The organism is Nakamurella multipartita DSM 44233 (genome assembly GCF_000024365.1).
Lineage (GTDB): Bacteria > Actinomycetota > Actinomycetes > Mycobacteriales > Nakamurellaceae > Nakamurella > Nakamurella multipartita.
In genome coordinates, this window is the sequence record NC_013235.1 from 525,508 (window position 1) to 550,533 (window position 25,026).

General features: G+C 72.1%; 23 protein-coding genes and 2 tRNA genes. 13 read left to right on the plus strand and 12 right to left on the minus strand.

Translation table 11 applies throughout. The annotated features are described in order from the left end of the window. Positions 1-114 precede the first annotated feature (114 nt). Both NAMU_RS02345 and NAMU_RS02350 read left to right on the plus strand, forming a co-directional pair. Positions 115-294, plus strand: a complete 180-nt coding sequence (locus NAMU_RS02345; RefSeq protein WP_015745812.1) for a helix-turn-helix domain-containing protein — start codon at positions 115-117, stop codon at positions 292-294. Next, positions 294-1,409: a site-specific integrase gene (locus NAMU_RS02350; RefSeq protein ID WP_015745813.1), complete on the plus strand. Its 1,116-nt coding sequence runs from the start codon at positions 294-296 to the stop codon at positions 1,407-1,409. Before NAMU_RS02345 ends, NAMU_RS02350 begins: the two co-directional genes overlap by 1 nt. 84 nt (positions 1,410-1,493) lie before the next feature. On the opposite strand, the gene NAMU_RS02355 is transcribed toward NAMU_RS02350, so the two are convergent. Together NAMU_RS02355 and NAMU_RS02360 are read right to left on the minus strand one after the other, a co-directional pair. After that, positions 1,494-1,566, minus strand: a tRNA-Arg gene (locus NAMU_RS02355). 105 nt (positions 1,567-1,671) lie between these two features. After that, a tRNA-Ser gene (locus tag NAMU_RS02360) sits at positions 1,672-1,759 on the minus strand. 500 nt (positions 1,760-2,259) lie between these two features. On the opposite strand from NAMU_RS02360, the gene NAMU_RS02365 reads away from it, so the two are divergent. Then, positions 2,260-2,637 (plus strand): VOC family protein, encoded by a 378-nt coding sequence (locus NAMU_RS02365; RefSeq protein WP_015745814.1) that lies wholly within the window; start codon positions 2,260-2,262, stop codon positions 2,635-2,637. On the opposite strand, the gene NAMU_RS02370 is transcribed toward NAMU_RS02365, so the two are convergent. Continuing rightward, on the minus strand, positions 2,612-3,253 hold the full coding sequence (locus NAMU_RS02370) for a hypothetical protein (protein WP_015745815.1): 642 nt from the start codon (positions 3,251-3,253) through the stop codon (positions 2,612-2,614). The two genes, NAMU_RS02365 and NAMU_RS02370, sit on opposite strands and share 26 nt — an antisense overlap. A 194-nt stretch (positions 3,254-3,447) precedes the next feature. On the opposite strand from NAMU_RS02370, the gene NAMU_RS02375 reads away from it, so the two are divergent. The 3 genes from NAMU_RS02375 to NAMU_RS02385 all read left to right on the plus strand — a co-directional run bounded on the left by NAMU_RS02375 (position 3,448) and on the right by NAMU_RS02385 (position 6,271). Next, a complete protein-coding gene (locus NAMU_RS02375) occupies positions 3,448-5,034 on the plus strand; it encodes a sensor histidine kinase (RefSeq protein WP_041368351.1) in 1,587 nt (528 codons plus the stop codon). Continuing rightward, the gene (locus NAMU_RS02380; RefSeq protein WP_015745817.1) at positions 5,031-5,675 is read left to right on the plus strand and encodes a response regulator; all 645 of its coding nucleotides are present in this window, start codon (positions 5,031-5,033) and stop codon (positions 5,673-5,675) included. The genes NAMU_RS02375 and NAMU_RS02380 overlap by 4 nt, the downstream gene beginning before the upstream one ends. Before the next feature lie 116 nt (positions 5,676-5,791). Beyond that, a complete protein-coding gene (locus tag NAMU_RS02385) occupies positions 5,792-6,271 on the plus strand; it encodes a hypothetical protein (protein WP_041368353.1) in 480 nt (159 codons plus the stop codon). 88 nt (positions 6,272-6,359) lie between these two features. Here the strand turns inward: NAMU_RS02385 and NAMU_RS02390 are convergent, their stop codons facing one another. The 3 genes from NAMU_RS02390 to NAMU_RS02400 all read right to left on the minus strand — a co-directional run bounded on the left by NAMU_RS02390 (position 6,360) and on the right by NAMU_RS02400 (position 11,789). Further along, the gene (locus tag NAMU_RS02390; protein ID WP_015745819.1) at positions 6,360-7,943 is read right to left on the minus strand and encodes an aspartate-alanine antiporter-like transporter; all 1,584 of its coding nucleotides are present in this window, start codon (positions 7,941-7,943) and stop codon (positions 6,360-6,362) included. A gap of 90 nt (positions 7,944-8,033) precedes the next feature. After that, on the minus strand, positions 8,034-10,073 hold the full coding sequence (locus NAMU_RS02395) for an NAD(+) synthase (RefSeq protein WP_015745820.1): 2,040 nt from the start codon (positions 10,071-10,073) through the stop codon (positions 8,034-8,036). Between the two features lie 60 nt (positions 10,074-10,133). Further along, the gene (locus tag NAMU_RS02400) at positions 10,134-11,789 is read right to left on the minus strand and encodes a DHA2 family efflux MFS transporter permease subunit (protein ID WP_015745821.1); all 1,656 of its coding nucleotides are present in this window, start codon (positions 11,787-11,789) and stop codon (positions 10,134-10,136) included. A 66-nt stretch (positions 11,790-11,855) separates the two neighbouring features. Between NAMU_RS02400 and NAMU_RS02405 the strand changes: the two genes are divergently transcribed. Then, positions 11,856-12,314 carry a MarR family winged helix-turn-helix transcriptional regulator gene (locus NAMU_RS02405; protein ID WP_015745822.1) on the plus strand — a complete coding sequence of 153 codons (459 nt, stop codon included), beginning with the start codon at positions 11,856-11,858 and terminating at the stop codon, positions 12,312-12,314. Here the strand turns inward: NAMU_RS02405 and NAMU_RS02410 are convergent. The 5 genes from NAMU_RS02410 to NAMU_RS02430 form a co-directional block, all read right to left on the minus strand. Beyond that, the gene (locus NAMU_RS02410; RefSeq protein ID WP_015745823.1) at positions 12,292-13,518 is read right to left on the minus strand and encodes a sensor histidine kinase; all 1,227 of its coding nucleotides are present in this window, start codon (positions 13,516-13,518) and stop codon (positions 12,292-12,294) included. The genes NAMU_RS02405 and NAMU_RS02410 overlap by 23 nt on opposite strands. A gap of 11 nt (positions 13,519-13,529) precedes the next feature. Further along, complete coding sequence (locus NAMU_RS02415; RefSeq protein ID WP_015745824.1) at positions 13,530-14,177, minus strand: response regulator transcription factor; 648 nt, start codon at positions 14,175-14,177, stop codon at positions 13,530-13,532. Between the two features lie 53 nt (positions 14,178-14,230). Further along, positions 14,231-14,836, minus strand: a complete 606-nt coding sequence (locus NAMU_RS02420) for a maleylpyruvate isomerase family mycothiol-dependent enzyme (RefSeq protein WP_015745825.1) — start codon at positions 14,834-14,836, stop codon at positions 14,231-14,233. 99 nt (positions 14,837-14,935) lie between these two features. Then, positions 14,936-15,970, minus strand: coding sequence for a DNA polymerase IV (locus tag NAMU_RS02425; protein ID WP_015745826.1), 1,035 nt, complete (start codon positions 15,968-15,970; stop codon positions 14,936-14,938). Between the two features lie 20 nt (positions 15,971-15,990). Beyond that, positions 15,991-17,808, minus strand: coding sequence for an SLC13 family permease (locus NAMU_RS02430; RefSeq protein WP_015745827.1), 1,818 nt, complete (start codon positions 17,806-17,808; stop codon positions 15,991-15,993). 153 nt (positions 17,809-17,961) lie between these two features. Between NAMU_RS02430 and NAMU_RS02435 the strand changes: the two genes are divergently transcribed. From NAMU_RS02435 to NAMU_RS02460, 6 genes are all read left to right on the plus strand, one after another. Continuing rightward, positions 17,962-18,294, plus strand: a complete 333-nt coding sequence (locus NAMU_RS02435) for an antibiotic biosynthesis monooxygenase (RefSeq protein ID WP_015745828.1) — start codon at positions 17,962-17,964, stop codon at positions 18,292-18,294. Further along, positions 18,291-19,445 (plus strand): iron-containing alcohol dehydrogenase, encoded by a 1,155-nt coding sequence (locus NAMU_RS02440; RefSeq protein WP_015745829.1) that lies wholly within the window; start codon positions 18,291-18,293, stop codon positions 19,443-19,445. The genes NAMU_RS02435 and NAMU_RS02440 overlap by 4 nt, the downstream gene beginning before the upstream one ends. Positions 19,446-19,633: 188 nt before the next feature. Beyond that, entirely contained in the window at positions 19,634-20,773 is a 1,140-nt protein-coding gene (locus NAMU_RS02445) for an extracellular catalytic domain type 1 short-chain-length polyhydroxyalkanoate depolymerase (protein ID WP_052307764.1), read from the plus strand. Positions 20,774-20,799: 26 nt separating this feature from the next. Then, on the plus strand, positions 20,800-21,204 hold the full coding sequence (locus tag NAMU_RS02450; protein ID WP_015745831.1) for a nuclear transport factor 2 family protein: 405 nt from the start codon (positions 20,800-20,802) through the stop codon (positions 21,202-21,204). Positions 21,205-21,325: 121 nt separating this feature from the next. Continuing rightward, the gene (locus tag NAMU_RS02455) at positions 21,326-22,477 is read left to right on the plus strand and encodes a globin domain-containing protein (protein ID WP_015745832.1); all 1,152 of its coding nucleotides are present in this window, start codon (positions 21,326-21,328) and stop codon (positions 22,475-22,477) included. A 33-nt stretch (positions 22,478-22,510) separates the two neighbouring features. Further along, positions 22,511-22,849 carry a hypothetical protein gene (locus NAMU_RS02460; protein ID WP_015745833.1) on the plus strand — a complete coding sequence of 113 codons (339 nt, stop codon included), beginning with the start codon at positions 22,511-22,513 and terminating at the stop codon, positions 22,847-22,849. Here the strand turns inward: NAMU_RS02460 and NAMU_RS02465 are convergent. Beyond that, complete coding sequence (locus tag NAMU_RS02465; protein ID WP_015745834.1) at positions 22,787-24,985, minus strand: MMPL family transporter; 2,199 nt, start codon at positions 24,983-24,985, stop codon at positions 22,787-22,789. The genes NAMU_RS02460 and NAMU_RS02465 overlap by 63 nt on opposite strands. Positions 24,986-25,026 lie beyond the last annotated feature (41 nt).

The following is a 25,026-nucleotide window of genomic DNA, read 5'->3' on the forward strand; positions in this document are numbered from 1 at the left end:
ATAGGCCAATCCTTGCCCTGGTCACTTCGCCCGCGCCGGCTCGGTGAGGGATCTTCTCCAGCCCATGCGGTGCTGCCCGCACCGTCCACGCACCACCCAACCCTTGGGGGAAAGATGGACCGAGTACTGCTGACGGCCGAGGAAGCGGCGGACTGCCTCAAGGTCGGCCGGTGCAAGGTGTACGACCTGATCCGTACCGGCGAGCTGCAGTCGATCAAGATCGGCCGACTCCGCCGCATCCCGGTCGACGCCGTCCGCGAGTTCGCCAGCAAGATCCTGGCGGACGCGGACTGATGAGCGGTCGGAATGCCGTCGGTGAGGGCAGCGTCTACCAACGCAAGGACGGCCGCTGGGTCGCTGCCGCCTACGTCCCGGTCGCCGACGGCACCTACCGGCGCGTCTCGCACTACGTCAGGACCAAGGCCGACGCCAAGGCCAAGCTCCGTGAGATGAATGACCGGGCCGCGAAGAACATGCCGGCGCCACCGCCGTCGCTGACCGTCGAGGCCTACCTCGGCGAGTGGCTCACGCACATGAAGCAGCACGTCCGGCGCAGCACGTGGGTGGCCTACGAGTCCAACGCTCGGCTGCATATCGTGCCGCGGATCGGCCGCAAGAAGCTGTCGCAGCTATCGGTCCGCGACGTCCGGCTGATGATCGACGGCCTGCGCAAGGACGGTAAGGGCAAACGGACCGTCCAATACGTGCACGCCACCCTTCGCGCGGCTCTGGAGCACGCCTACCGCGAGGAACTCGTCACTCGGAACGTCGCCAAGATGGTCCGCGTCGAGCGGCCGACCCCGACGCCGAAGGAGCCGCTCAGCGTCGCGGAGGCGCGCAGGCTGCTCACCGCGACGCGCGACGACGAGGACCACGCGCTCTGGGTCGTCATGCTGCTCCTCGGCCTGCGCCGAAGCGAGGTGTGCGGCCTCAGGTGGGACAACGTCGACCTGGAGAACCGGACCCTCAGCGTCACCCACAGCGTGCAGCGGGTCGATGGCAAACTCCGCGAGCTGCCGACCAAGACCAGGCGCTCAACCAGGACGGTGCCGCTGCCGGCCATGGTCCACCAGGCGCTGGTCACCCACCGGGCCGCAATGATGCCGACCAGCCAGTACCTCCCCGAGCCGGTCTACGTGTTCGGCACCAAGATCGGCACGCCGATGGAGCCGCGAAACCTGACCCGGCGCTGGGTCACCTTGGCCGAGCGGCAGGGGATCCGCCGAGTGCCTCTCCACGCGCTCAGGCACTCCTGCGTTTCCCTCCTCCTTGCCCAAGGCGTGCACCCACGCACGGTGATGGAGATCGTCGGGCACAGCGCCATCGAAATGACCATGAACGTCTACGGCCACGTCAACCTGGAGACCCAGAGGAGGGCACTCGATGAACTCGACCGAACGCTGCGGTAGGTCACTGCTGTCAAATGCTGCTGTCAAACGGCCAACTAGATCACCAGTGATCAACTACACTGCCTCTGACCTGCACAAACACTGCGCGCCCGGAGGGATTCGAACCCCCAACCTTCTGATCCGTAGTCAGATGCTCTATCCGTTGAGCTACGGGCGCCTGTTCAGTTGTCGGATCGGGAGATCCGGCCTCACACACTAGCGGGACCCACCTCAGCGGGTCCCACCCTTATTTCACCACACCCCGGCGGGCCGGAGTACAGCGCGGAAGCGGAGGGATTTGAACCCTCGGTGCCCTTGACGAGCACAACACATTAGCAGTGTGTCCCATTCGGCCGCTCTGGCACGCTTCCAGGGGCCATCCCGGGGATGACCACCGGCGGGTTACCCTACCGGTCGAGCACCCGGCCGGGCAAAGCGGCTGGTCAGCGACGGTGCTCCGATCACCCGGACGAGCCCTTCGAGCGCCGCTGGAACGGACCAGGCATCGGCTTGGCGGCCGGGGCGGCGGGACGTCAACGGCCATACCCAGCACCACGACCTGGACAGTCGGGTCCATGCCGCCGACGAAGAGCTCGCGCCCGCGACGTTTCCGCGGAAGGTCCCCGGGGTCCGCGCTGGCGAGTCGCGCTCGCGGCGAGTGGCGCGCAGCCGGTTCACTTGCGCCGGTGGTGCGCCGGTCGGCACGACCGGCGGCGAGGGTCGGCGCAGTGGTGGCCGCCCGGGTTGGCGCGGCTGGTCGACGGTCCCAATCCGGGCATCCAGCGGGGTCCCGGGCGAGCCCGTCGGGATGCCGCCAGACTGATCGGGCCGACCCGTGGGTACCAGCCCCTCGACGACGAAGGGAATCGCCATGACCGACCGCCCGGCCGTGACCATCGGAATGATCAACATCGACAGCGCCGACGCCGCCGCCGCTGGTCGATTCTGGTCGGCGCTGACCGGCTGGGAGGTGGTGGCCTCCGGCGACGGGTACTCGATGGTGTCCGGCGGCGGGCACAACCTCGGCTTCGGCACCATCCCGGACTACCAGCCGCCGGCCTGGCCGAACGAGCACGGCAGCAAGCAGTTCCACCTGGACCTGGCCTGCGCCGACATGGCCGCCACCGAGGCGAAGGCGGTCGAACTGGGGGCCAGCGTGGTCGATCCGCAGCCCGGTGACACCTGGCGCGTGCTGATCGACCCCGACGGCCACCCTTTCTGCCTCACGGACGCGAAGAACTGGGGCTGAACCCGGCGACCGCACCGGCCTCGGCGGCGGAACGGGACACGGCACCCACCCCGATCAGGGCGATCCCGAAGTTGACCACGGTCTCCACCCACCCCGGGTGCGCGTAGGCCGGCGCGAGGAACGCTAGCGCAACGATCACTGCGGTGACCGGCAGGATCAGCGCCAGCACCCGCCCGCCGATGCCCACCGGGTTCATGCGGATCAGGGACAGTCCCAGGACGATGGCGGCCAGGATGGTGCCGAAGAAGATCGGTGTGCCCAGCGCCCCGAACACGGCGGCGAACGCCCCGTCCTGCGACTGCGTCAGTAGCAGGGTCGGCACGATGGCGACGAAGCTGACGGCGGACGCGGCCAGGCAGACGACCAGCACCCACCGGCAGATCCGGGCCACCCGGTTGGCCGCCCCGAACCGGGCCGCCTCGGTGATCAGCACCCAGGTGAGCGCGGCATAGGTGAGGCCGTGCCAGATGTCGCTGGCGACGATCGCGCCGACCGGGCCGTCGTCGGCGGCCAAGATCGAATCGTGGCCGGTCGTGGCCTGCACGAACGCGTCGGTCAGCGCGATGCCGGACAGTCCGACGCAGCCGATCAGTGCCGCGATGTGGTGCGCTTTCATGGTGACCTCCTGAAATCCGGACCGCCCGATGCGGCGGATACGGCGTTGACCATCCCGCCGCACCCGGGCCGGCCGCGTCGCCCGAGAGCCGGTCGCTCGGGCCGCGGATGGACGAATCGGCGGTGCCGCCCGGACGAACCGGGGTCGTCCGCACGGAGGATGTCCGGACGCCGTCGGGTTCCTATGCTCGGGCGATGGCGCACCCCGCGGTCCGCGTCGCCGCCCTCACCGCACTGGCGGTGGCTCTGGCCGGCGCGCTGACGGTCACGGCCGGTGCCGGCGTCCCGGAATGGATCTTCGGGTCGGTCACCACCTTCGCGCTGCTGCTGGTGCTCGACCACGGCCTCCGCTCATGGCGGCTGGCCGGCCGGGAGCGCCGCCGCACCCGCACGGTGCTCGCCGTCGCACCCGAGGTGGCGGCCCGGGAGGCGGTCGTCGACGAGCGGCGTCGACTGGCCGTCGACATCGCTGCGGGCCTGCGAGAGTCCCTGACGGCCATCGGTGAGCGGGCGACCGCCGCGGTCACCGCCACGGACCCGACGGCGGCCATCCAGGACGTCCACCGCGAGGCCCGCCGGGCCACTGCCGACCTGCGCCGCCACCTGGGCCTGCTCCGGGATCCGCCGCTCCCCGCAGCGCCCGTGCCCGACCCGGTCGCGGCGCCACGGGTACCGAATGGGCCGGACCTGCTCGTCGCTGCCACGGTCACCGCCCTCGCCGTCATCGAGGCGATCGCCTACCCCCTCCTCGAAGGCTGGCCGCGAAGCTGGCTCTCCGTCGCGCTGACCGGCTTGGCCGCGGCAGCCATCGTCGGTCGGCGTACCGCCCCGGGCCCGGCCGCGCTGGCCATCGGCCTGACCTACCTCGTCGCGTTGGCGTTCGGTGCGCCGGTGACGGGCGGGTTCTGGTGCCTGGCGACGGTCGGCGGAGTGCTCTGGACGATCGCCATCCGGCCCACGTCGACGGGGCGGGACGCGTCGTGCGCCGGGTTCCTGGTGGTGTCCGCCGGAGCATCGGCCTGGCTGCTGGATCCGGACAACGCCGCGTTGCTGATGCTGGTCATGCTCGTCGCGCTGGCCGGCGCCAGCATCGTCCGGTTCGTCCGATCCCGCACCCACCGGGCGCTCGAACGCGCCCGGGTGCACGAGGAGGAGGTCGGCGCGGCCACCGCTGCCGCGCTGGCCTCCGAGCGGACCGCCTTCGCCCGCGAGATCCACGACACCGTCTCGCACGCGGTCGGTCTCATCGCGGTGCAGGCCGCCGCCGCCGAGGTCAGTTGGCCGGGTGACCCGGCCGCCACCCGGCAGGCCCTCGGCGTCATCGCGGCGACCGCGACCGCCGCCCACGCCGATTTGGTCCGATTGTCGCCGCACCGTCCGGCTCGGCCTCGACGGCCGGCCGACCTGTGCGAGCTGATCGACCGGATCAGGGCGGGCGGCACCCAGGTCCGGGTCGTCGGGCTCGAGCTGATCCCGCCCGCGCGGCTCGACGTCGCCTACCGGTTGCTGCAGGAAACGCTGACCAACGTCCTGCGGCACGGCGGTGGGGCGGCGGCCGAGGTGAGCGTGGCCGTGGGCGAGGACCTGCGGATCGTGGTTGCCGACGCGGGCGGGGACGGATCCGGGTCGGGCGACCCGGTGGCCCGCCGTGGATATGGATTGATCGGGCTGGCCGAGAGGGTGAGCTTCGCCGGGGGCTCGATGATCGCCGGACCCGGGCCAGCCGGCGGGTACCGGGTCGAGGTCACCCTGCCCCCCGTCGCCGACCGGGTGGTCACGTGAGCGTCCGGGTGGTCGTCGTCGACGACAACGAGCTGCTGCGGGCGGGCCTGGTCACCGTGCTGACCAGCGACCCGGACATCGAGGTCGTCGGGCAGGCCGCCGACGGTCCCGCGGGCGTGCGTGCGTGCCGTGAGCACCGACCCGACTTGGTGCTGATGGACGTCGAGATGCCCGGCGGTGACGGCATCGTCGCGACCCGGCGGATCGTCACCGACCTGCCCGACGTCCGGGTGCTGATCCTGACAATGTTCGACCTGGACGACTACGTCGTCGAGGCGTTGCGCGCCGGGGCCGCCGGGTTCCTGCTCAAGACCACGCCGCCGCGCGACTTGATCCGGTCGGTGCGCCAGTGCGCGGCGGGGGAGACCACCGTCGGTCCGACCGTGATGGCCCGCCTGGTCGACTCCTACGTCGGGCACCAGGAACCGCCGCCGCCGGGCCTGGCCGAGCTGACCGGCCGCGAGCTGGACGTGCTGCGCTGCCTGGCCGACGGCCGGTCCAACGCCGAGATCGCCGGCGAGTTGTTCCTGGCCGAGACCACGGTCAAGACCCACGTTGCGCGAATCCTGGCCAAGCTCGGCGTCCGCGACCGGGTGCAGGCCGTCGTCATCGCCCACCGCTGCGGGTTGGCCCGTGGCTGAGGGCACGGATTCAAGGGGCTCGGGATAGTCGGGTCAAAGCTTGGGCCATCGTCAAGTTGCGAAAGGGACATACCGCCCATACTCTCTCGCGAGATCACCTGCCCAGGTGAGCCGCCGTGGAGGAGGAACAAGCGATGAGGTCTATCCGTCGGATCGGTGTGACTGGTGCCACCGTCGTGGCGCTGATGGGCATGGGCATGGGAGTTGCGTCGGCTCAGAGCAAAGCCTCCGCAGAGCAGGATGGCGGTATCTACTTCGCGGGCCATGCGTCGGGTTCGCTGACCAAGGCAAGTGGGGGGTTTGAGGTCTACGACACCGGCCCGACTGACTATGAGCCGTGGGAATACCTCTCCGGCAAGGTGATCTGCTATTCGCAGAATGCTGCGGCCACCAAGGCGGTCTTCACCGCCAGGGTTACCAAGGGCGATCTGGATAAGGCGAAGACGATCACGTTCTGGTTCAATGACAGCGACGCGCCCGTGATGCCGAATTCTTTCGGCTACGCGGTTGATGTTCCCGGTGCCCCATGCACAGGTACTCCCCAGAACGTGAAGTCCATCGAAGATGGCGAAGGCTACTACATCGATATCAGGTAGCTCGGCTATGCGAGGAACGCCGCCACGATATCGCCAAGCTCGAGCAACGAAGGGCAGCCCGGTGCTGCGAAGAATATGCGGCTGACGGTCAGAAGTACACCACCATCAGCTGCGCCAGCAGCACCTTGACGATCATGCTCACCGGGAACAGCACCGCGTAGCCGATCGCGACACGCTGGTCGGGAACCTTGCCGATGGCGAACGCGTACGGCGCCGGGTTCAGTTGTGAGCCGGTGAGCCCGCCCAAAGAGCGGGCGGTGCCGTACTTCAGCACGGTCCGCAGCCCGATGACGCAGATCAGCGCGTGCGCGGCGGAGATGGCCAGGCCCAGGGTGACCAGCGGGAACCAGTCGGCGGCCAGGGCGGTGATCAGCCCGGACCCGGCGCCCGTGCCGACCGCGACCAGGAAGACCAGCAGCGAGTACTGGTTCAGCGTGTTGGCGACGTTCCCGGGCAGCGCCCAGATGATCGGGCCGGTCCGGCCCAGCGCACCCAGCACCACGCCCAGGATCAGCGGGGCGGTCGCGGTGCCCAGCACCAGCGTCCCGCCGCCCGGCAGCGGGATCTCGATGAACGCGGCCAGCAGGCCCAGGGTCAGGCCCAGACCGAGCCCGACCGGATTGATGTCGCCGGCCGTCCGCTCGGAATCGCCCAGCTCCTTGGTGATCGCGGCCAGCTGCTCCCGCGGCGCCGTCACCCGCAGCCGGTCGCCGCTGGCCAGCACCAGGTCGGGCGTGGCGATGATGTCGACGTCACCCCGCCGGACCCGGCTGACCACCGCGTCGTACTTCTCGTCGAGCCGCAGGTCCACCAGCTCGCGGCCGACGTAGGAGCTGTTGGACAGGGTGATCCGGCGGAAGTCGATGTCCGACCTGTCCATCCACGGTTCCTCCTGGGCCGGCCGGCCCAGGTCGCCGATCATCCGCTGGACCTCGTCCTCGCGCGCGGTGATCGTCAGCAGGTCTCCGTCGGCCAGGGCCTCCTCGTCGTGCGCGACGACCGTCGTCCCGCCGCGGGTCAGCCGGGACACCACCGCCTGGTAGCGGTCCGACAGTCCGCGCACCGTCAGGGCCGGGTCGCCCACCAGCTCCAGCGTGCGCACCGCGATCGGCGCCAGCTTCTTCCGGTCCTCGGCGGTGGGTTTGCGGCGTCCCGCGCTGATCAGGTACGAGCAACACAGGATGGTCAGCAGCACGGTGATCGGGTAGGCCACCGCGTACCCGATCGCCGGTTCCGGCGGGATCGGGCCGCCGGCAGCCAGTTGCTGCTGCACCGCGCCCAGCGCCGCGGTGGCGGTGCCCGCCCCGGCGAACGCGCCGGCAACGGTGCCGATGTCCAGGCCGAACCAACTGCCCACACCGAGTGCCGCCGCCGCCATCGCCACGATGGCCAGCACCGACACCACCACCGGCTGCCAGCCCGACCGCAGCGCGTTGACGAAGGACGGCCCGGCGGCGATGCCGACCATGTAGCAGAAGACGCACAGGGACAGGCTCGTGACGATCGGCGGCAGCGCGACCTTCGGCTCGATCGCGGACAGCGCCAACGCCACGAACAGCGCGCCGGCCGGACCGAACGACACCGGGCCGAATTTGATCTTGCCCAGCAGGCTGCCCACGCCCACGCAGAAGAAGATGGTGAGCAGCGGGCTGTCGACGAACCATTGCAGCATCAGCGGACCCCCATCGGTGGGCGGCCCGCAGTGCCGGGCCACAGCGGGAACCTTAGCTGTCCCACGGGGGTCGTGCAGGGGCGAAAGGCCCTACTCCGTCGGCACGTTCCGTTCCAGCTCGGCCAGCCACACCGCGGCGTTCCCGTCGGACGGCGCCCGCCAGTCGCCGCGCGGCGAGAGCGAACCCCCGGCAGACACTTTCGGACCGTTCGGCATGGCCGACCGTTTGAACTGGCTGAACCCGAAATAGCGCTTGACGAACACGGTGAGCCACTGCCGGATCGGCGCGAGATCGTAGGCGCGGCGCCGCTCCGGCGGGAAGCCGATGGGCCACAACCCGCCGTCGACGTCGTGCCAGGCGTGCCAGGCCAGGAACGCGATCTTGGACGGCGGGAACCCGTACCGCAGCGTGTAGAACAGGTTGAAGTCCTGCAGTTCGTACGGCCCGATGGACTTCTCGGTGCTCTGCGGCACCTCGCCGTCCTTGACCGGGATCAGCTCCGGTGAGATCTCGGTGCCCAGGATGGACAGCAGGATCTCGTCGACGTCGTCGGAGAAGTCGGCCAGCCCGGCCACCCACCGGATCAGATGCTGGATCAGGGTTTTCGGCACACCGGCGTTGACGTTGTAGTGCGACATCTGGTCGCCCACGCCGTAGGTGCTCCAGCCAAGGGCCAGCTCGGACAGGTCGCCGGTGCCCAGCACGATGCCGTGGTGGTGGTTGGCCAGCCGGAACAGATAGTCGGTGCGCAGGCCGGCCTGCACGTTCTCGAAGGTGATGTCGTACACCTCCTCGCCGCGGCCGAACGGGTGGTCCAGGTCGGCGAGCATCTGCCGGGCCGCCGGCCGGATGTCCAACTCGTTCGCGGTGATGCCCAGGGCGCGCATCAGTGCCCACGCGTTGGCCTTGGTCGACGTGCCCGTGGCGAACCCGGGCATGGTGAAGCCGCGGATGTTGGTCCGGGGGTACCCGAGCAGGTCCATCGCCCGGGCGGCGACGATCAGCGCGTGCGTCGAGTCCAGGCCGCCGGACACCCCGATCACCACGGTCCGGGTGCCGATCGCGCGAAGCCGCTGAACCAGTCCGTCGACCTGGATGTTGTACGCCTCGTAACAGTCCTGGGCCAGTCGCTCCGGGTCGGCCGGCACGAAGGGGAACCGCTCGACCACCCGCCGCAGACCCAGGTCCGCGTCGGGCGGCTGCAAGGTGAACTCGACCGTCCGCGGGACGGGACCGCCGACCGCCCGTCGGTTGTCGTCGAACGTGCCCTGCCGTGCCCGCTCCTGCCGGAGGCGGTCCAGGTCGACGTCGGCGACCGTGACGACGGGGTCCTCGGCGAACCGCGGCCCCTTCGCGAGCAGCACCCCGTTCTCGAAGATGGAGGTCTGCCCGTCCCAGCTCAGGTCGGTCGTCGATTCCCCGCGGCCGGCCGCCGCGTACAGGTAGGCCGACAGACAGCGCATCGACTGGGCCCGGCACAGCGCGGCGCGGGTGTCCGCCCGGCCGATGGTGATCGGGCTGCCGGACAGGTTGAGCAGCACCGTCGCCCCGGCCAGCGCCAGTCCGCTGGACGGCGGCACCGGCACGAACATGTCCTCGCAGATCTCCACCCCGATGGTCAGGCCGGGCAAGTCGGCGGCGGGAAAGAGCAGGTCGGTGCCGAATGGGGCATCCTGCCCGGCCACCGGAATGCTCTGCCCAACGATCCCGTCGCCCGAGGCGAACTGCCGGCGCTCGTAGAACTCCCGGTAGTTCGGCAGATGGATCTTGGGCACCACCCCGAGCACCGAACCCCGGTGCAGCACCACCGCGCAGTTGAACAGCCGGTCCCGATGCCGCAACGGGGCGCCGACGATGATCACCGGCAGCAGGTCCGCGGTGGCCGTGCACAGCTCACCGATGGCCGCGTGCACGGCGTCGAGCAGTGCCTGCTGACCGAGCAGGTCGTCGATGGCGTACCCGGTCAGCGACAGCTCCGGGAACAGCGCCACCGCCACCCCCTGCTCGGAGCATTGCCGGGCCACCGCGGCGATGCCGGCCGCGTTGCGCGTCGGATCGGCGATCCACACGTCGGCGGTGCAGGCGGCGACCCGGGCGAACCCGTGCGCGTACAGGGAGCGGAACGTCATGGGCCCATCCTGACGCAGAGGCCGGGACCGCACGCCCGGTGGTCCTACCCGGCGGCCCGTTCAGCTCGCGGCCACCGCCGGGTCCGGGGTGGGGCCGTCCTGCGGCCAGCGGTTGCGCAGGCTCAGGGTGGCGATCAGGCCGATCACCAGGAACGCGGCGGCGACGTAGGCCGAGTAGCTGGTGCCCTGCGAGAACGCCTGCTTGGCGGCATCGGCGGCCGCGGCCGTGGCCGGGTCGGCGGCCAGCGCGGGGATCGCCGAGCCGGCGCTGTCGACCACGGCGTTGACCAGCTGGTCGGTCGCGGCCGCCGGTACCCCCTGATCGGTCAGCTCGGTGGACAGCGAGTTGCCGGCCGAGACGAACAGCACCGTGCCGAGCACGGCAATGCCCAGCGCCGACCCGATCTGCCGGGACGTGCTCTGGATGCCCGAGCCCTCGCCGCTGCGGGCCACCGGCACGTCGGCCAGCACCACCCCGGTCAGCTGGGCGGTGGCCAGGCCCACCCCGAAGCCGTAGACGAACAGCAGGCCGACCAGCGGCGCCCACCCGGTGGTGGGGGAGACGACCAACCCAACCCCGGCGATGCCGATGATCTCGGCGACGATGCCGATCCGCACCACCCCGACCGCGCCGATCTTGGCCGGCAGCCCGACCGAGAGCCCGCTGGCCGCGAACGAGCCGACGGCCAGGCCCAGCAGCACGAAACCGGTCTGCAGGGCGGTGCAGCCGAGCACGTTCTGCAGCCAGATCGGCAGCGACAGGATGATGCCGAACTCACCGAGCGAGACGATCAACGCGGCGATGTTGCCGTTGCGGAAGCTGGTGATGCCGAACAGTCCCGGGTCGATCAGCGAGGACCGGCCGGCCCGGGTGCGGCGGTAGGCCCGGATCACGAACACCACCAGGGCCAGCGCCGACACGGCGAACGCGACCGGGATGGGCGACAGGGTGGACTCCCAGGTCCAGCCGTCGATCGTCAGCGGCTTGACCGAGGTCCACCAGCCGTACTGGCGGCCCTCGATGAGCCCGAACGCCAGCAGGCCGAAGCCGACGGTGGTCAGCAGCGCGCTGACCCAGTCCACCCCGGTGGTCTGCGGGCTGCGGGATTCGGGCACGAACAGCAGCACCAGGGCGATGATCAGCAGCCCGACCGGCAGGTTGATGCCGAACGCCCAGCGCCAGGAGAACGCGGTGGTCAGCCAGCCGCCGAGCAACGGGCCGACGGCGGCCATGCCGCCGATCGTCGAACCCCAGACCGCGAACGCGATGCCCCGGTCGCGGCCGGTGAAGGTCGAGTTGATCAGCGACAGCGACGTGGGCAGGATCATCGCGCCGCCGACGCCCTGCAGCACCCGTGCCCCGATCAGCAGCGGCCCGGTCGCGGCCACCGCGGCCACCATCGAGGCGGCCATGAACACCACGACGCCGATCAGCAGGATCCGGCGGCGGCCGTAACGGTCGGCCAGGGCGCCCCATATCAGCAGGGTGGCCGCGAACACCAGCGTGTACGACTCCTGTACCCACTGCACCTCGGTCGAGGTCAGGCTCAGGTCGCGCACGATGTAGGGCACCGCGACGTTGACGATCGTCGAGTCGGCGATGATCAGGGCGACGGCCAGGCTGATCCCGACGAGCCCGATCCACCGGCGGCGGTCGGTGGTGGGGACGGTCGGCCCGGTCGACGTGGCGGGCTGGGTGGGTTCAGTGGTGCTCATCGGGCCCTCCGGGGCAAGGACGCAAGTACTACGGAATCCGTACTACACGGAAGGTAGCATGAAATCATGACGCCACCAGTGCCGGCGGCCGGCCGCAGCCAGCTGGAAACGCAGTTGTTGCGTCAGGTCCAGGTGACCGGGTCGATGGCCGAGCAGGCCCTGGCCCGCCGGCTGGGCGTCAACGGCACCGACCTGGCCGCCATGGGCCACGTCAGCGCGGCCGAACCGCCGATCGGCCCGCGCGACCTGAGCCAGCGGCTGGGGCTCAGCCCCGCCGCCGTCACCGAGGTGGTCGACCGGTTGGAGAGCGCGGGACACCTGGTCCGCGAGCGCGACACCCTGGACCGGCGGCGGGTCCGGCTGCGGCCCTCGGCCCCGGCCACCACCCGGGTGCTGGCCGAACTGGCCCCCCTGATGCACGACCTGGACGAGCTGGCCGAGACATTCGACGACGCCGAACGGGCCGCGATCCGGCGCTACCTGCGGGGGGTCGTGGACGCCTTCACCCGGTTCCAGCTGCCCTGACCGGCACCTGCACCCGGACCGTGGCGCCGCCGGCGGCCGGGCTGTCCACGCTGAACCGGCCGCCGGCCGCCTCCACCTTGACCCGCTGCGAGTCGACCCCGATGTGCCCCTCGGACAGCTTGCGGGCCGCCGTCCCCGGGGTGAACCCGATGCCGTCGTCGCTCACGGTCAGCTCGGCCACCCCGTCGGCCAGCTCCAGCCCGATCGCCATCCGCGACGCGTGCGCGTGCCGGACGACGTTGCTGATCAGCTCCCGGGCCACCCCGAACAGCAGCTGATCCTGATCGGTGCGGGCCTCGTCGGGCCAGCCGGCGGACTCCACCGACACCGTCAGCCCGCCCCGTTCGGCCGCCGTGCCGGCCAGTTGCCCGACCGCCAGGGCCAGCCCGGACTGCTCCAGCACGGCCGGGTGCAGCTCGGAGACGGTCGAGCGCAACAGCTTGGCCGTCTGGGTGAGCGCGTCGTCGAGCCGGTCGAAGGACCGCGCGGCCTCGTCCGGGGCGCCGTCCCGGGCGTCCTCCAGATCCATCCGGGCGGCCAGCACGTACTGCAGGGCGCCGTCGTGCAGGTTCTCGGCCATCGCCCGGTGGGCGCTGTCGGTCGCGGTCATCAGCTCGGTCAGCAACCGGGTCCGGTCGTCCACCAGCGCCTGGATCGAGGCCACCCGCGACCGCTGGATCCGGGACAGCCAGACCGCGGCCAGGCCGACGCCGGCCAGCGCGACCACCCGCAGCACGATCGACGGGATCGGCTCGACCTCGTTGGCGTCGCGGGTGAGCAGGCCCTCGGCCGCGTACAGCAGCACCGTCGGGATCACCACGCCGGCGCACACGCCCCAGCGCAACTGGGTGGCGGCCAGCACCGGGATGAGGAAGAAGCCGAACTGCAGGACGTAGGAGGTCCAGCTCTGATCGGCCGACCAGCCGGCGATCTGGGTCAGCGTGAGCAGGGCGATCAGGTCGACGTAGAGACCCAGCCAGCCCCAGGTCAGCGCGATCCGGTCGCCCCGGCGCAGCCACAGGGTCAGCCCGGCCACCGCGACCAGGTAACCGCCGGCCACCCACCAGGACAGCTCGGCGGCGTCCGCGGGCGGCAGGAACGCCAGGGTGCCGAGCACGAAGGCGGCCAGCAGCGCTCGCAGCGTCAACTGCAGGTTCAGCCCGCGCTGGGCGGCGTCGCGGACGATCTGTTGGACCTGCGTCACGGCCGGCCGGCTCACTCGAGCAGGCCGCGCCGCATGGCCTCGGCGACGGCGGCGGCCCGGTCCGAGACGCCGAGCTTCTCGTACAGCCGCTGGGTGTGGGTCTTGACCGTGCTGGCGCCGATGTAGAGCTCCTTGGCCAGCTGCGGGATCGACTGACCGCGGGCGAACCCGCGCAGCACCTGCAGTTCGCGCTCGGAGAGCACCGGGCCGGTCGGCTGGGCCCGCAGCCGGATCTCCTGGGCCAGCGAGCCGGCCAGCTCCGGCGGCACCACCGTCTTGCCCCGGGACACCGTCAGTACCGCGTCGACAATCTCGGCCCGGCGGGCGTCCTTGGACAGGTAGCCGGACGCGCCGACCTCCAACGCCCGGAACACCACCGCGCTGTCGGTGATGGCCGAGAGCAACAGCACCTTGGTCGGCAGCTGGTCGCGCACCACCGCCTGGGTGATCGCGATGCCGTCCAGATCGGGCAGCTGGTAGTCGACCACGGCGACCTGCGGGCGGTGCTCGGCGATCGCGGCCAGGCCGTCCCGGCCGTTCTCCGCCTCGGCCACCACGGTGATCAGCCCGCTGTTGGTCAACCCGCGGCTGACCCCGTCACGGAAGAACGGATGGTCGTCGATCACGACGACCTCGATGCGACGCTCGGAGGTGAGCACGAGGTGAGAGTACTGCCCGGCTGCGCCGGAAACCGGCGAGCTGCCCGCAGCGGTCAGACGACCGAGAATCCGGACGCCAGGGACGCCCGGCCGGTCAGCGCGAGCAGCAGCCGGGCGCCCTGACCCCGATCGACGGCGACGTCCACGGCCAGGGCGAGCGACTCGGCCAGCGCGTCGGCCGGCGGGTCGTAGGACAGCCCAGTGGCGGCGGCGATGTCCAGCGAGTGCACGACCAGCTCGAAGGTGCGGGTGACCAGGTACCCGCTCAGCCGCATGCCGCCGGCGATGCTCTCGATCACCGGGTCGTCCGTGGTGGCTGCCAGCGCCCTCGCGCAGTCCCGGACCAGGGTGCGCACCGTGGCGGCCGGGTCGTTCCCGAGAGCGGCGCCGGCCTGCCGACCGCGTTCGGTGACCGCGGCCATGATCTGCGCGGCGGCCGCGTAGTAGGCCGCCGTCGTCGGCACCGCCTCGGTCTCGGCGATCCGCGGCAGGTAGGTCAGGACGGTGACCAGCGAGCGGCTGGCGTGCCCGACCAGCGCCCGCAGGTCCCAGTCGCCCAGACCCGGGCCGGTCCACGCGTCGTCGGGAATGCGGTCGACCAGCTCGGCGAACGCCTGCGCGGCGGCGGCGAAGGTGCGGCGGGAGTCGCTCTCGGGCATGCGGTGACGATGCCGCGCGGACGGCCCGGTTCGCTGATCTTTCCCGCGCGTCGGCGGGGGATTCGTCCGGTTCGGCGCGGGTTTCGTCCGCGAACCGGGTCAGGGAGGCGGGGCCAGCTCCACCCGCACGCCCAACAGCCGCACCGGGCGGCGCAGTTCGAACCGGTCCAGCAGGCTCACCGCCGCCTCGCCGACCACCGCCGCGGAGGTGGTCGGTTCGGGCAGGGTGCGCAGGTGGCTCTCGGTGAAGAACGACGAGTTGCGGACGACCACCGCGACCCGGGTGATCACCCGGTCGTCGGCGACGACGTCGGTGACGACCTGGTCGGCCAGCACCCGCAACTCCCGCTCGACGACGCCCCGCTCGGTCAGGTCCTGCTCGTAGGTCCGCTGGTGGCTGCGGGACCGGGCGATCCACGGCTCAATGCGGATCTCGGTCTCGCCCTCGCCCCGGGCCAGTGCCCGGTACCGCGGTCCGGTCGTCGGGCCCCACCATCGGACCAGTTCCGCCGGATCGGCCGCGGCCAGCTCGCGCACGGTGGCGATGCCGTGCTCGGCGAACCGGGCGGCGCCGCGGGCGCCGACGCCCCACAGCGCCCGGACCGGCCGGTCACCCATGATCGACATCCAGTTCGCGCCGGTCAGCCGGTACATGCCGGCCGGCTTGCCGAACCCGGTGGCCGTCTTGGCCCGCAGCTTGTTGTCCCCGATCCCGATGGAACAGGGCAGCCCCGTCGTATCCCGGACCAGCGCCTGGAGGCCGGCCGCCACCGGCTCCGGGTCGTCCGCCGTCACGCCCAGGAACGCCTCGTCCCAGCCCCACACCTCCAGCGGCCGCCCGGTGCCGCGCAGGGTGTCCATCACCTGCGCCGAAGCTGCCTCGTAGCCGGCGTGGTCCAGCGGCAGGAACACCGCGTCCGGGGCCTTGCGGGCGGCCACCCGCATCGGCAGGCCGGCCCGCACCCCCAGCGCCCGGGCCTCGTAGGACGCGCAGGTCACCACCTGCCGGGCCCGGGCCGGATCGCCGTCGCCGCCGACGACGACCGGCCGGCCGCGCAGATCGGGCCGGCGCAGCCGTTCGACCGACACCTGGAACTGGTCCAGGTCGACGTGGAACAACCACCAGCCGGCCATCGGCCCATTGTCGGCCCGGATCAGCCCGGGTACAGCGGCCAGACCACGGGCACCATCAGCACGCCCACGACCAGCCAGAACAGCATGGTCACCGCGCCGAGCTTCCAGTAGTCGCCGAACCGGTAACCACCGGAGGGCATGACGATCATGTTCGCCGGGGTGGCGATCGGGGTGAGCAGGGAGGCCGCGCCGGCGACCGCGACCAGCATCAGGATCGCCTGCGGCGACACCCCGGTCTCGGCCGCCGCGGACAGCGCGATCGGCATGACGATCAGCACCGTCGCCGCGTTGCTGATCACCTGGCCCAGCGCGGCGGTCAGCGCGAACAGCGCCAGCATCAGCAGGTACGGCCCGGACCCGCCGACCACGCTGACCAGCGCGCCGGCCAGCAGGTCGGCCGCGCCGCTGGTCTGGATGGCCACCGACAGCGGGATCAGCCCGCCGATCAGCACCACCGTCTGCCAGGACACCGCCCGGTAGGCCTGCTGCGGCTCGACGACCTTGAGCAGGATCAGCGCGGCCACCGCCATCAATCCGGCGATCGCCGGCGGCACCAGCCCGGTGGCCAGCAGCACGATCATCCCGACCAGCACGGCAATCGCCTGCGGGGCCTTGCGGCCCAGCGGGATCGTCTGCCGGCGCACCGACTCGGGGGAGTTGACCAGCAGCACGTCCCGGCTGGCCGACAGGGACTCGATGGCTCGCCACTTGCCGTAGTAGAGGATCGCGTCGCCCTCGGCGATCGTCACCGGGTGCAGGCCGACGTCGGTGCCCACTCGCTGGATGGCCAGCACCACCAGTTGGCCGGTCCGGACCATCCCCGGGAACAGGGTCTGCCCGATCAGCCGGGACCGCGGCGGGATGACCACTTCGGCGATGCCGGTGGTGCGCGACAGGATCGAGGCGCCCTGCCGGGTGGCCAGCGCCGACCCGGTGATCTTCACCCCGCTGCCGGCGGCGAACGCGGTGACCTGCTCGTCCGGGCCGGCCAGCACGATCCGGTCGCCGTCGGCCAGGGCGTGGTCCGGGCCGACCGCGTCGCCGGCCGAGTCCTGCACGCCGACCAGGCTCAGCTGCGGGTAGTCGGTCAGGGCCAGGTTGCCGACCTCGACGCCCCGGATCGTCGAGGTCGGCCGGATCCGCAGCCGGTGGATCGTCCGGTTCAGGTCGTAGTGGGTGGCCACCGTCGCCGCGTAGCTGCCGTAGTCGGCCGGCAGCTGGGTGGACGTGCGATCGGGCAGCAGCCGGTTGCCGACCAGCAGCGCGATCGCGGTGGTGCCCAGCAACAGCGGCAGGCCGACGATGGCGAACTCGAAGAAACCGAAGCCGGGGCCGCCGACACTGAGCGATCCCTCGGAGACGATCACGTTGACCGGGCTGCCGGACAGGGTGAGCAACGCTCCGGCGCTGGCCGCGAAGGCCATCGGGATCAGCATCTTCGACGGCGCCGTGCGGGCCCGCCGGGCCACCGAGACGGTCACCGGCAGCAGGGCCGCGGCCGCCCCGTTGGGCGTGATCGCGGCGGACAGGCCGCCGGCCAGCAACATGATCGCGGCCAGCAACTTCTTGGGCTTGCTGCCCGCGCCGCCGACGATCACCTGTCCGGCCCAGGTCGTCACCCCCGAGGACTCCAGACCCTCGCTGACCACGAACAGGGTGGCGATGAAGATGACCACCGGATCGCCGAAGCCGGCCACGACCTGGTTGGCGTCGAGCACCCCGGTGAAGTAAAGGGCCAGCCCGGTGAGGATGGCGACCACCCCGACCGGCAGCCGGTTCCAGACGAACAGCGCGATGCTGCAGACCAGGATGATCAGGCTCACGGTGGCGGGAGACACCGTCAGATCCCACCACGGGCGGCGTCTGTTGTGTGTCGGTCAGGTGACCGGCGTCCGGATCGCCGCCGTGTCGGTGGTCACGGTTCCCCCCGGTGGCCGCCCGGCCCCGGGCCCGGAGCTGCCGGGTCCACCCGCGAGGGCCAGGATGGGGCCATGCTGATCGTTCACGTCGACATCGCCGTCGAACCCGGCCGGGTCGACGAGTTCCTGCGCGCCACCATCGAGAACGCGACCGCCTCGATCCAGGAACCGGGCGTCATCCGGTTCGACGCGATCCAGGACGAGGCCGACCCCGCGCACGTCGTGCTGGTCGAGATCTACACCGGCGCCGACGCGGCCGCCACGCATAAGGAGACCGCGCACTACGCGACCTGGCGGGACACGGTCGCCGAGATGATGGCCCGGCCCCGCTCGTCGACCAAGTACACGGCGGTCTTCCCGGTCGCCGAGGCCGATTGGAGCTCCGCGGCCAGTGATCGCGCGTGAGCGGACCGACCTTCGAGTTCGCCACCGCCACCCGGATCGTCTTCGGCCCCGGTCGGGCCCAGGAGCTACCGGCCCTGGTCGCCGGCTGGGGTGAGCGGGTGGTGGTGCTCACCGGGTCCCGCCCGGACCGGCACCGGGCCCTGATCGACGCCCTGCCGATGGACGCGGCGATCGTCACGGTCAGCGGCGAACCCACCGTGGGCGTGGCCCGGGAGGCGGTGGCCGCGGCCCGCGAGCACGGCGCCCAGGCGGTGGTCTCGCTCGGCGGCGGCAGCGTCATCGACCTGGGCAAGACGGTGGCCATGCTGCTGGGCAACGGCGGCGACCCGCTGGACTACCTCGAGGTGATCGGCCGCGGTCAGCCGATCGGCCGGCCGTCGGTGCCCTTCGCCGCGGTGCCGACGACGGCGGGCACCGGTGCCGAGGTCACGATGAACGCGGTGCTCGCCTCACCCGAGCACGGCCGCAAGGCCAGCGTCCGGGCCCGGTCGATGCTGCCGGCCCTGGCCCTGGTCGACCCGCTGCTCACGGTGGACTGCCCGCCGGCCGTCACCGCGGCCAGCGGCCTGGATGCGCTGACCCAGTGCCTGGAACCGCTGGTCTCCCGCAACGCCACGCCGATCACCGACGCACTGGCCGCGCAGGGGCTGCGGCACGCCGCGGCGGGGCTGCGGGCCGCCTACGCCGACGGCACCGACGTCGCCGCGCGCACCGAGATGGCCCTGTGCAGCCTGCTCGGCGGCCTGTCCCTGGCCAACGCCAAGCTCGGCGCCGTGCACGGGTTCGCCGGGGTGATCGGCGGGCTGGTGCCGGTGGCGCACGGCGCCATCTGCGCGGCGCTGCTGGCCCCGGTCACCGAGGCCAACGTGCGCGCGCTGCGGGAACGGGCCGCCGACCACCCGGCGCTGGCGGCCTACCGGCAGGCGGCCGAGCTGCTCACCGGGCGGTCCGACGCCACCGTCGAGGACGGTGTGGAGTGGATCGCGGCGACCGTGCGGCAGCTGGGCATCACCGGGCTGGCCGCCGGTGGGCTGGACCCGGCGCTGGTCGACGAGGTGGTCGACAAGACCGGCAGCTCCAGCAGCACCAAGGGCAACCCCATTGAGTTGACCCCGGCCGAGCTGCGGCAGGCGCTGGTCGCGGCGCTCTGACCGGGCCCGGCGGGGCCCTGTCCGCGCCTGTCCGCGCCTTTCCGCGCAGTGGACGGCGGCGCGGGGCGGACCGGTGAGCAGCCTAGGGTGGCCGGTGGGGGCCGATCGGTCCTCGACCGCCCCCAACCGCAGGGAGATGCGTGGCGCGCCGAGCGAGATCAGGCCTGCCCGGGGCCATGCTCAGGGCGATGATGCCGACGCCGTCGCCCACCCGGAAGGCGGCCACCCGCTCGGTCAAGAAGGCCCAGCGGACGGTCACCAAAGCGGCCCGGGCGGCCACCAAGTCCACCACCGCGGTCCCGCGAAAGCGCAAGAGCACCGCCCGGCCGGCCCGGTCGAGCGCCAGCGCGCTGCCCGAACTGTGGCAGCCACCGGGCGGCCAGCAGCCCGACCCCGCCTCGCTGGGCAAGGGCACGTGGCACCAGCACCGGTACACCGGGGTCGCCGGCAGCCTGGCCTATCGCGTCTACATCCCGCGTGGGCTGCGGCGCACCACCCGCGCCCCGCTGGTGCTCGCCCTGCACGGCTGCACCCAGTCCGGTCTGGACTTCGCCGCCGGCACCCGCTGGAACGACCTGGCCGACAGCCACCAGTTCGTCGTGGTCTACCCCGACCAGTCGGTCACCCATCACGCGCAGCGGTGCTGGAACTGGTTCCGCCCCGGGCACCAGCAGCGGGCCGCGGGGGAGCCGGCCGTGCTGGCCGGCATCGTGCGCCGGGTGGTGCAGGAGACGACCCGCTGGCGGATCGACCCGCACCGGATCTACGCCACCGGGATCTCCGCCGGCGGCGGGATGGCCCTGGTGCTGGCGGCCACCTACCCGGAGCTGTTCGCCGCGGTCGGGGTGCACTCGGCCCCGCCCTTCCACAGCGCGACCGGCCCGGCCGACGCGCTCGCCGTCATGCAGGGCGCCGGTCCGACGCCGACCCCGTCCGGCCCGCTGCCGCCGCTGATCGTCTTCCAGGGCACCGCGGACGGCACGGTGCGTTCCAGCAACGCCGAACGCATTGTCGGCCAGTGGTCGGGCGCCTGGACCGGCGCCGCCGATAAGGGCCTGCGGCCCACCCTGGGCAAGGGCCGGCAGACCCGCAAGGACCCGCCGCGCACCGCGTCGGGCAACGGCCCGCGACCGCACCGGATCACCCGCTGGTCGGTGGCCCGCCAGGTGGTGCTGGAGCTGTGGGTGGTGGAGGGTCTGGGGCACGCCTGGTCCGGCGGTTCGGTGCAGGGGACCTACAGCGACCGTCGCGGACCCCGGGCCAGCACCGCGATGTGGCGGTTCTTCGCCAAGCACACCGCCAGCGACCCCGGCCTGATCGGTCGCTGAACCAGGGAACGGAAGGGGACGGCCCGATGAGCGTGGCCCTGCTCAAAGAGATGTTCGAGCGGATGGTGGTGGCCAAGGACCCCACCCTCATCCCCGCCTACTACCACCCCGACTTCCGGATGACCTCGAACGGGGTCGAGCAGGGGTATGCCGAGTTCGCCGCGGGCCACGAGCGGGTCTACGGCACCGCGATCACCTACGCCGTCCGCTACGACGAGCAGGCCTGGGTCCAGGCCGTCGACCGGGTGGCCGGGCGGCTGTGGATCACTACGTCCCGGCCGGGCCGCCCGGCCACCGAGCTGGAGATCGTGCTGGTGGCCACCTTCCGGGACGGCCTGATCCACCGGGTGTGGGAGGTCACCTGGCCCGACTGGTCGACGCTGCCCGAACTCGAAGCCTACGAGGCGGCCGAGAATATCCCGAATGAATGAAGTGTATCACTCGAACGACTCATGACTCCGGGTGAGCGACTACCGCTAGTTGCAAAAGAGCGGGCGGCCGCGTAGTTGTTGTCTCTGATAGCCCACACAGGATGGGCGGGGGAGGCGCAGCGTGACGGACTCGACCCGGCCGGCGCCCCTGGACGCCGCTCTGGACACCACCGCGGCGCTCAAGGCCAACTTCGCGACCGTCGCCACCCACGGCGACGACGTCGCCGCGTACTTCTACGCCCATCTGTTCCTGACCCATCCCGAGGTGCGGGAGCTGTTCCCGCTGGCCATGACCGAGCAGCGGGACCGGTTGCTCGGCGCGCTGATCCGGATCGTCACCCATGTCGACCGGCTGGCCGAGCTGGCGCCCTACCTGGCCGAGCTCGGCCGCGACCACCGCAAGTTCGGTGCCCTGGCCGGTCACTACCCGGCGGTCGGCGCGTCGCTGCTGGCCACCCTGGAGCACTTCTCCGGCGCCCGGTGGTCGGCCGCGCTGGCCGCCCAGTGGTCGGCCGCCTACGCCGCGGTGAGCGAGGCGATGATCCGGGCCGCCGCCGACGCGGACGCCCGCGAACCGGCCTGGTACGACGGCGAGATCGTCGAGATCGACCGTCGAACCGTTGATCTCGCGGTCCTGCGGGTGCGCACCGAGCAACCCGTGCCCTACCGGGCCGGCCAATCGATGGCGCTGCAGGCCACCCGGCTGCGGCCGCGGGTCTGGCGGCCCTTCACTCCGGCCACCCGACCCAGCGGGCTCGAGTTCGACCTGCACGTGCGGGCGATCGACGGCGGCACCCTGTCCACCGCGCTGGTCCGGGCCGCCCGCCCGGGCGAACCGGTCCGGCTCGGCGCCCCCTACGGCGGGCTGTCGCTGGACCCCGCCGCCTACCGGCCGCTGCTGATGATCGCCGGCGGGACCGGGTTGGCCCCGATGAAGGCGATGATCGAGCAACTGATCGACAGCGGCGGCCGCCCCACCCACCTGTTCCACGGCGTCCGCACCGGTCGCGAGGCCTACGACCAGGCCTGGCTGGCCGCGACGGCGGCCGAGCACCACACCTGGCTGTCGGTCTGCACGGCCACTTCGCACGACGAGCGGTGGGCCGGACCGCACGGCCGGATCGGCGAGCTGGCCGCCGCGCAGGCCGACTGGGCCGGGTACGACGTGGCCGTCTGCGGATCGCCGGAGATGGTCGAGGCCACGGTGAAAGCGTTGGTCGCCCGGGGGGTTCCGGACGAGCGCATCGTGTTCGAAGAGTTCGGCAAGGCCTGAGGGGGCGACTTCGGTGGTGACGACGAGATGTTGATGGACGACCCGGCGTGGGCCGGGGTCCGGCACGCCGATCGGATCGACGGCCGCTGGCTGCGTGCCGTGCTGGTGCCGCCCGCACGGGCGTTCAGCCGCGGGTACGACCGGGACGCCACCGACGGGCTGCTCGACGATTGCGCCGACGTGCTCGACGAGCTGACCGATCAGTTGCACCTGGCCCAGCGGGAGATCCTCGACCTGCGCCGGCAGGCGTTGACCCGGGCCGCCCGTCGGGGCCGGTCCCGGGTCAACGCCCGCACGCAGACCGCTCGGTCAGGCCACCCCCGCCGGCGCCGGGTGGGTGCTCGCGGCGTCCCCGCCGGTCGGGTCGGCTGATCCGACCGGCCGCGGATCCGACCCCTCCGTGTCCAGGTGCGGCAGCACCCGGTCCAGCCAGCGCGGCAGCCACCAGTTGGCCCGTCCCAGGATCGACATCGTGGCCGGCACCAGCACCATCCGCACCACGGTGGCGTCGATCAGCACCGCGACGGCCATCCCGACGCCCATCATCTTGACCACCGGGTCGGCGTCCAACCCGAACCCGACGAACACCGCGACCATGATCGCCGCCGCGCAGGTGATCACCCGGCCGGTGCCGGCCAGCCCGCGCACCACGCTGCCGCGCGGGTCGTCGGTGGCCAGGTAGTCCTCACGGATCCGGGACAGCAGGAACACCTGGTAGTCCATGGACAGCCCGAACAGGATGGTGAACATCAGGATCGGCACCCAGCTGGAGATGGCCACCGCGTGCGGCAGTCCGAGAAGTTCGGCGCCCCAGCCCCACTGGAAGATGGCGACCATCACGCCGTAGGCCGCGGCGACCGACAGCAGATTCATCGCGGCGGCCTTGACGGCCACGATCACCGACCGGAACGCGGCGGTCAGCAGCAGCAGGGACACCCCGACCACGAACGCGATCACCACCCACAGCCGGTCCGCGAGCCGGTCGGAGATGTCGGCGAAGACCGCGGTCAGCCCGGTCACCCGGACGGTCTGCGGCAGCTCGGCCCGCAACCGGTGCAGCAGCTCGACGGTGGCCTCGTCCTGCGGGCCGGTCGTCGGCTGCACGATGATCAGCGCGGCGTCCCCGGCCGGGTTCAGCACCGGCGGGGCGACGGCGGCGACGCCCGGGTCGGCGGCCACCCGCTCGGTCAGCTGGGACACCACGGTCTGCCCGGCAGACCCGGCGGTGCCGGTCAGGTCGACGGCCAGCAGGAACGGGCCGTTGGCGCCGGGGCCGAACTCGTCGGCGACCAGGTCGTAGGCGATGCGGGTGGTGTTGGACTCCGGCTGGCTGCCCGCGTCCTGCGGCCAGGTCCGCATGCCCAGCACCGGCGCGGCCAGCACCAGCAGCAGGGTCAGCGCGCCCAGGGCCCACGGCCACGGCCGGCGACCCACCCGGTGGGCCCAGCGCGCGGTCGCGGTGGCCCCCGGCTCGGCCGCCCGCGGGCGCCCGGCCGCGGCATCGGCGCCCGGAGCGCGGCGGGCGCGCCGGCCCAGCACCCGCCGGCCGACCAACCCGCACAGGGCGGGCACCAGCGTGATCGAGGTGAGCATCACCGAGAGCACCACCAGCAGGGTGGCGATGCCGACGGTGGTGTAGGTCGACAGGTCGGCCAGCCGCAGCCCGATCAGCGAGACCAGCACCGTGGTCCCGGCGAACACCACCGACACGCCGGCCGTGCCGTTGGCCCGCGCCGCAGCGTCCGGCACCGGCAGGCCGGCCCGCAGCCCTTCGACGAACCGGGTGACCAGCAACAGTGCGTAGTCGATGCCGACCCCGAGGCCGACCATCGCGGCGACCGTCGGCGCCACCGTGCTGACGTCGGCGACGGCGGCCAGCAGCGCGATCAGCGAGGACCCGACGCCCAGACCGACCAGGGCCACGGCCATCGGCAACCCGGCCGCCACCACCGACCCGAACGCGAAAACCAGGATGAGCAGGGCGATCAGCACCCCGACCAGCTCCGCGACCCCACTGGGCGGGGCGAAGTTCTCCGGCACCTGGCCGCCCAATGCCACCGTCAACCCGGCCTGTTCGGTCGGTGCGGTCGCCGAACGCAGCGCGTCCACCGCCGCCGAGCCGGTGAAGTCGGTGACCGGCACGTCGTAGCGGACGGTGAGCAACGCGGTGTCGCCATCCGCGGACATCCGGGGCGGGTCGACCGCGACGACGTGCGGCAGCCCGGCCAGCCGGCCGGACAGCGCGTCCACGACGGCCGGGTCGAGCGATCCGTCGGGGTCGCGCACGACGACCCGGGCGTCGGTGGCGTAGGTGTCGCCGAACCGTTCGGTCAGCAGGTCCGAACCGGCCTGCGAGGCGGACCCGGCGACGGTGTAGTCGTCGTGCGGTGAGCCGCCGACCGTGGCCGACAGGGCGAGCGTCAGGGCCAGCGCGACGACCCAACCGGCGATGATGCGCCACGGGTGGACGGCGGCGGTGTACCCCAGGCGGGTGAGCAAACGGCTCATGGCGAGCAACCTCCAGATCGCGACAACGGTGCGATCTGACA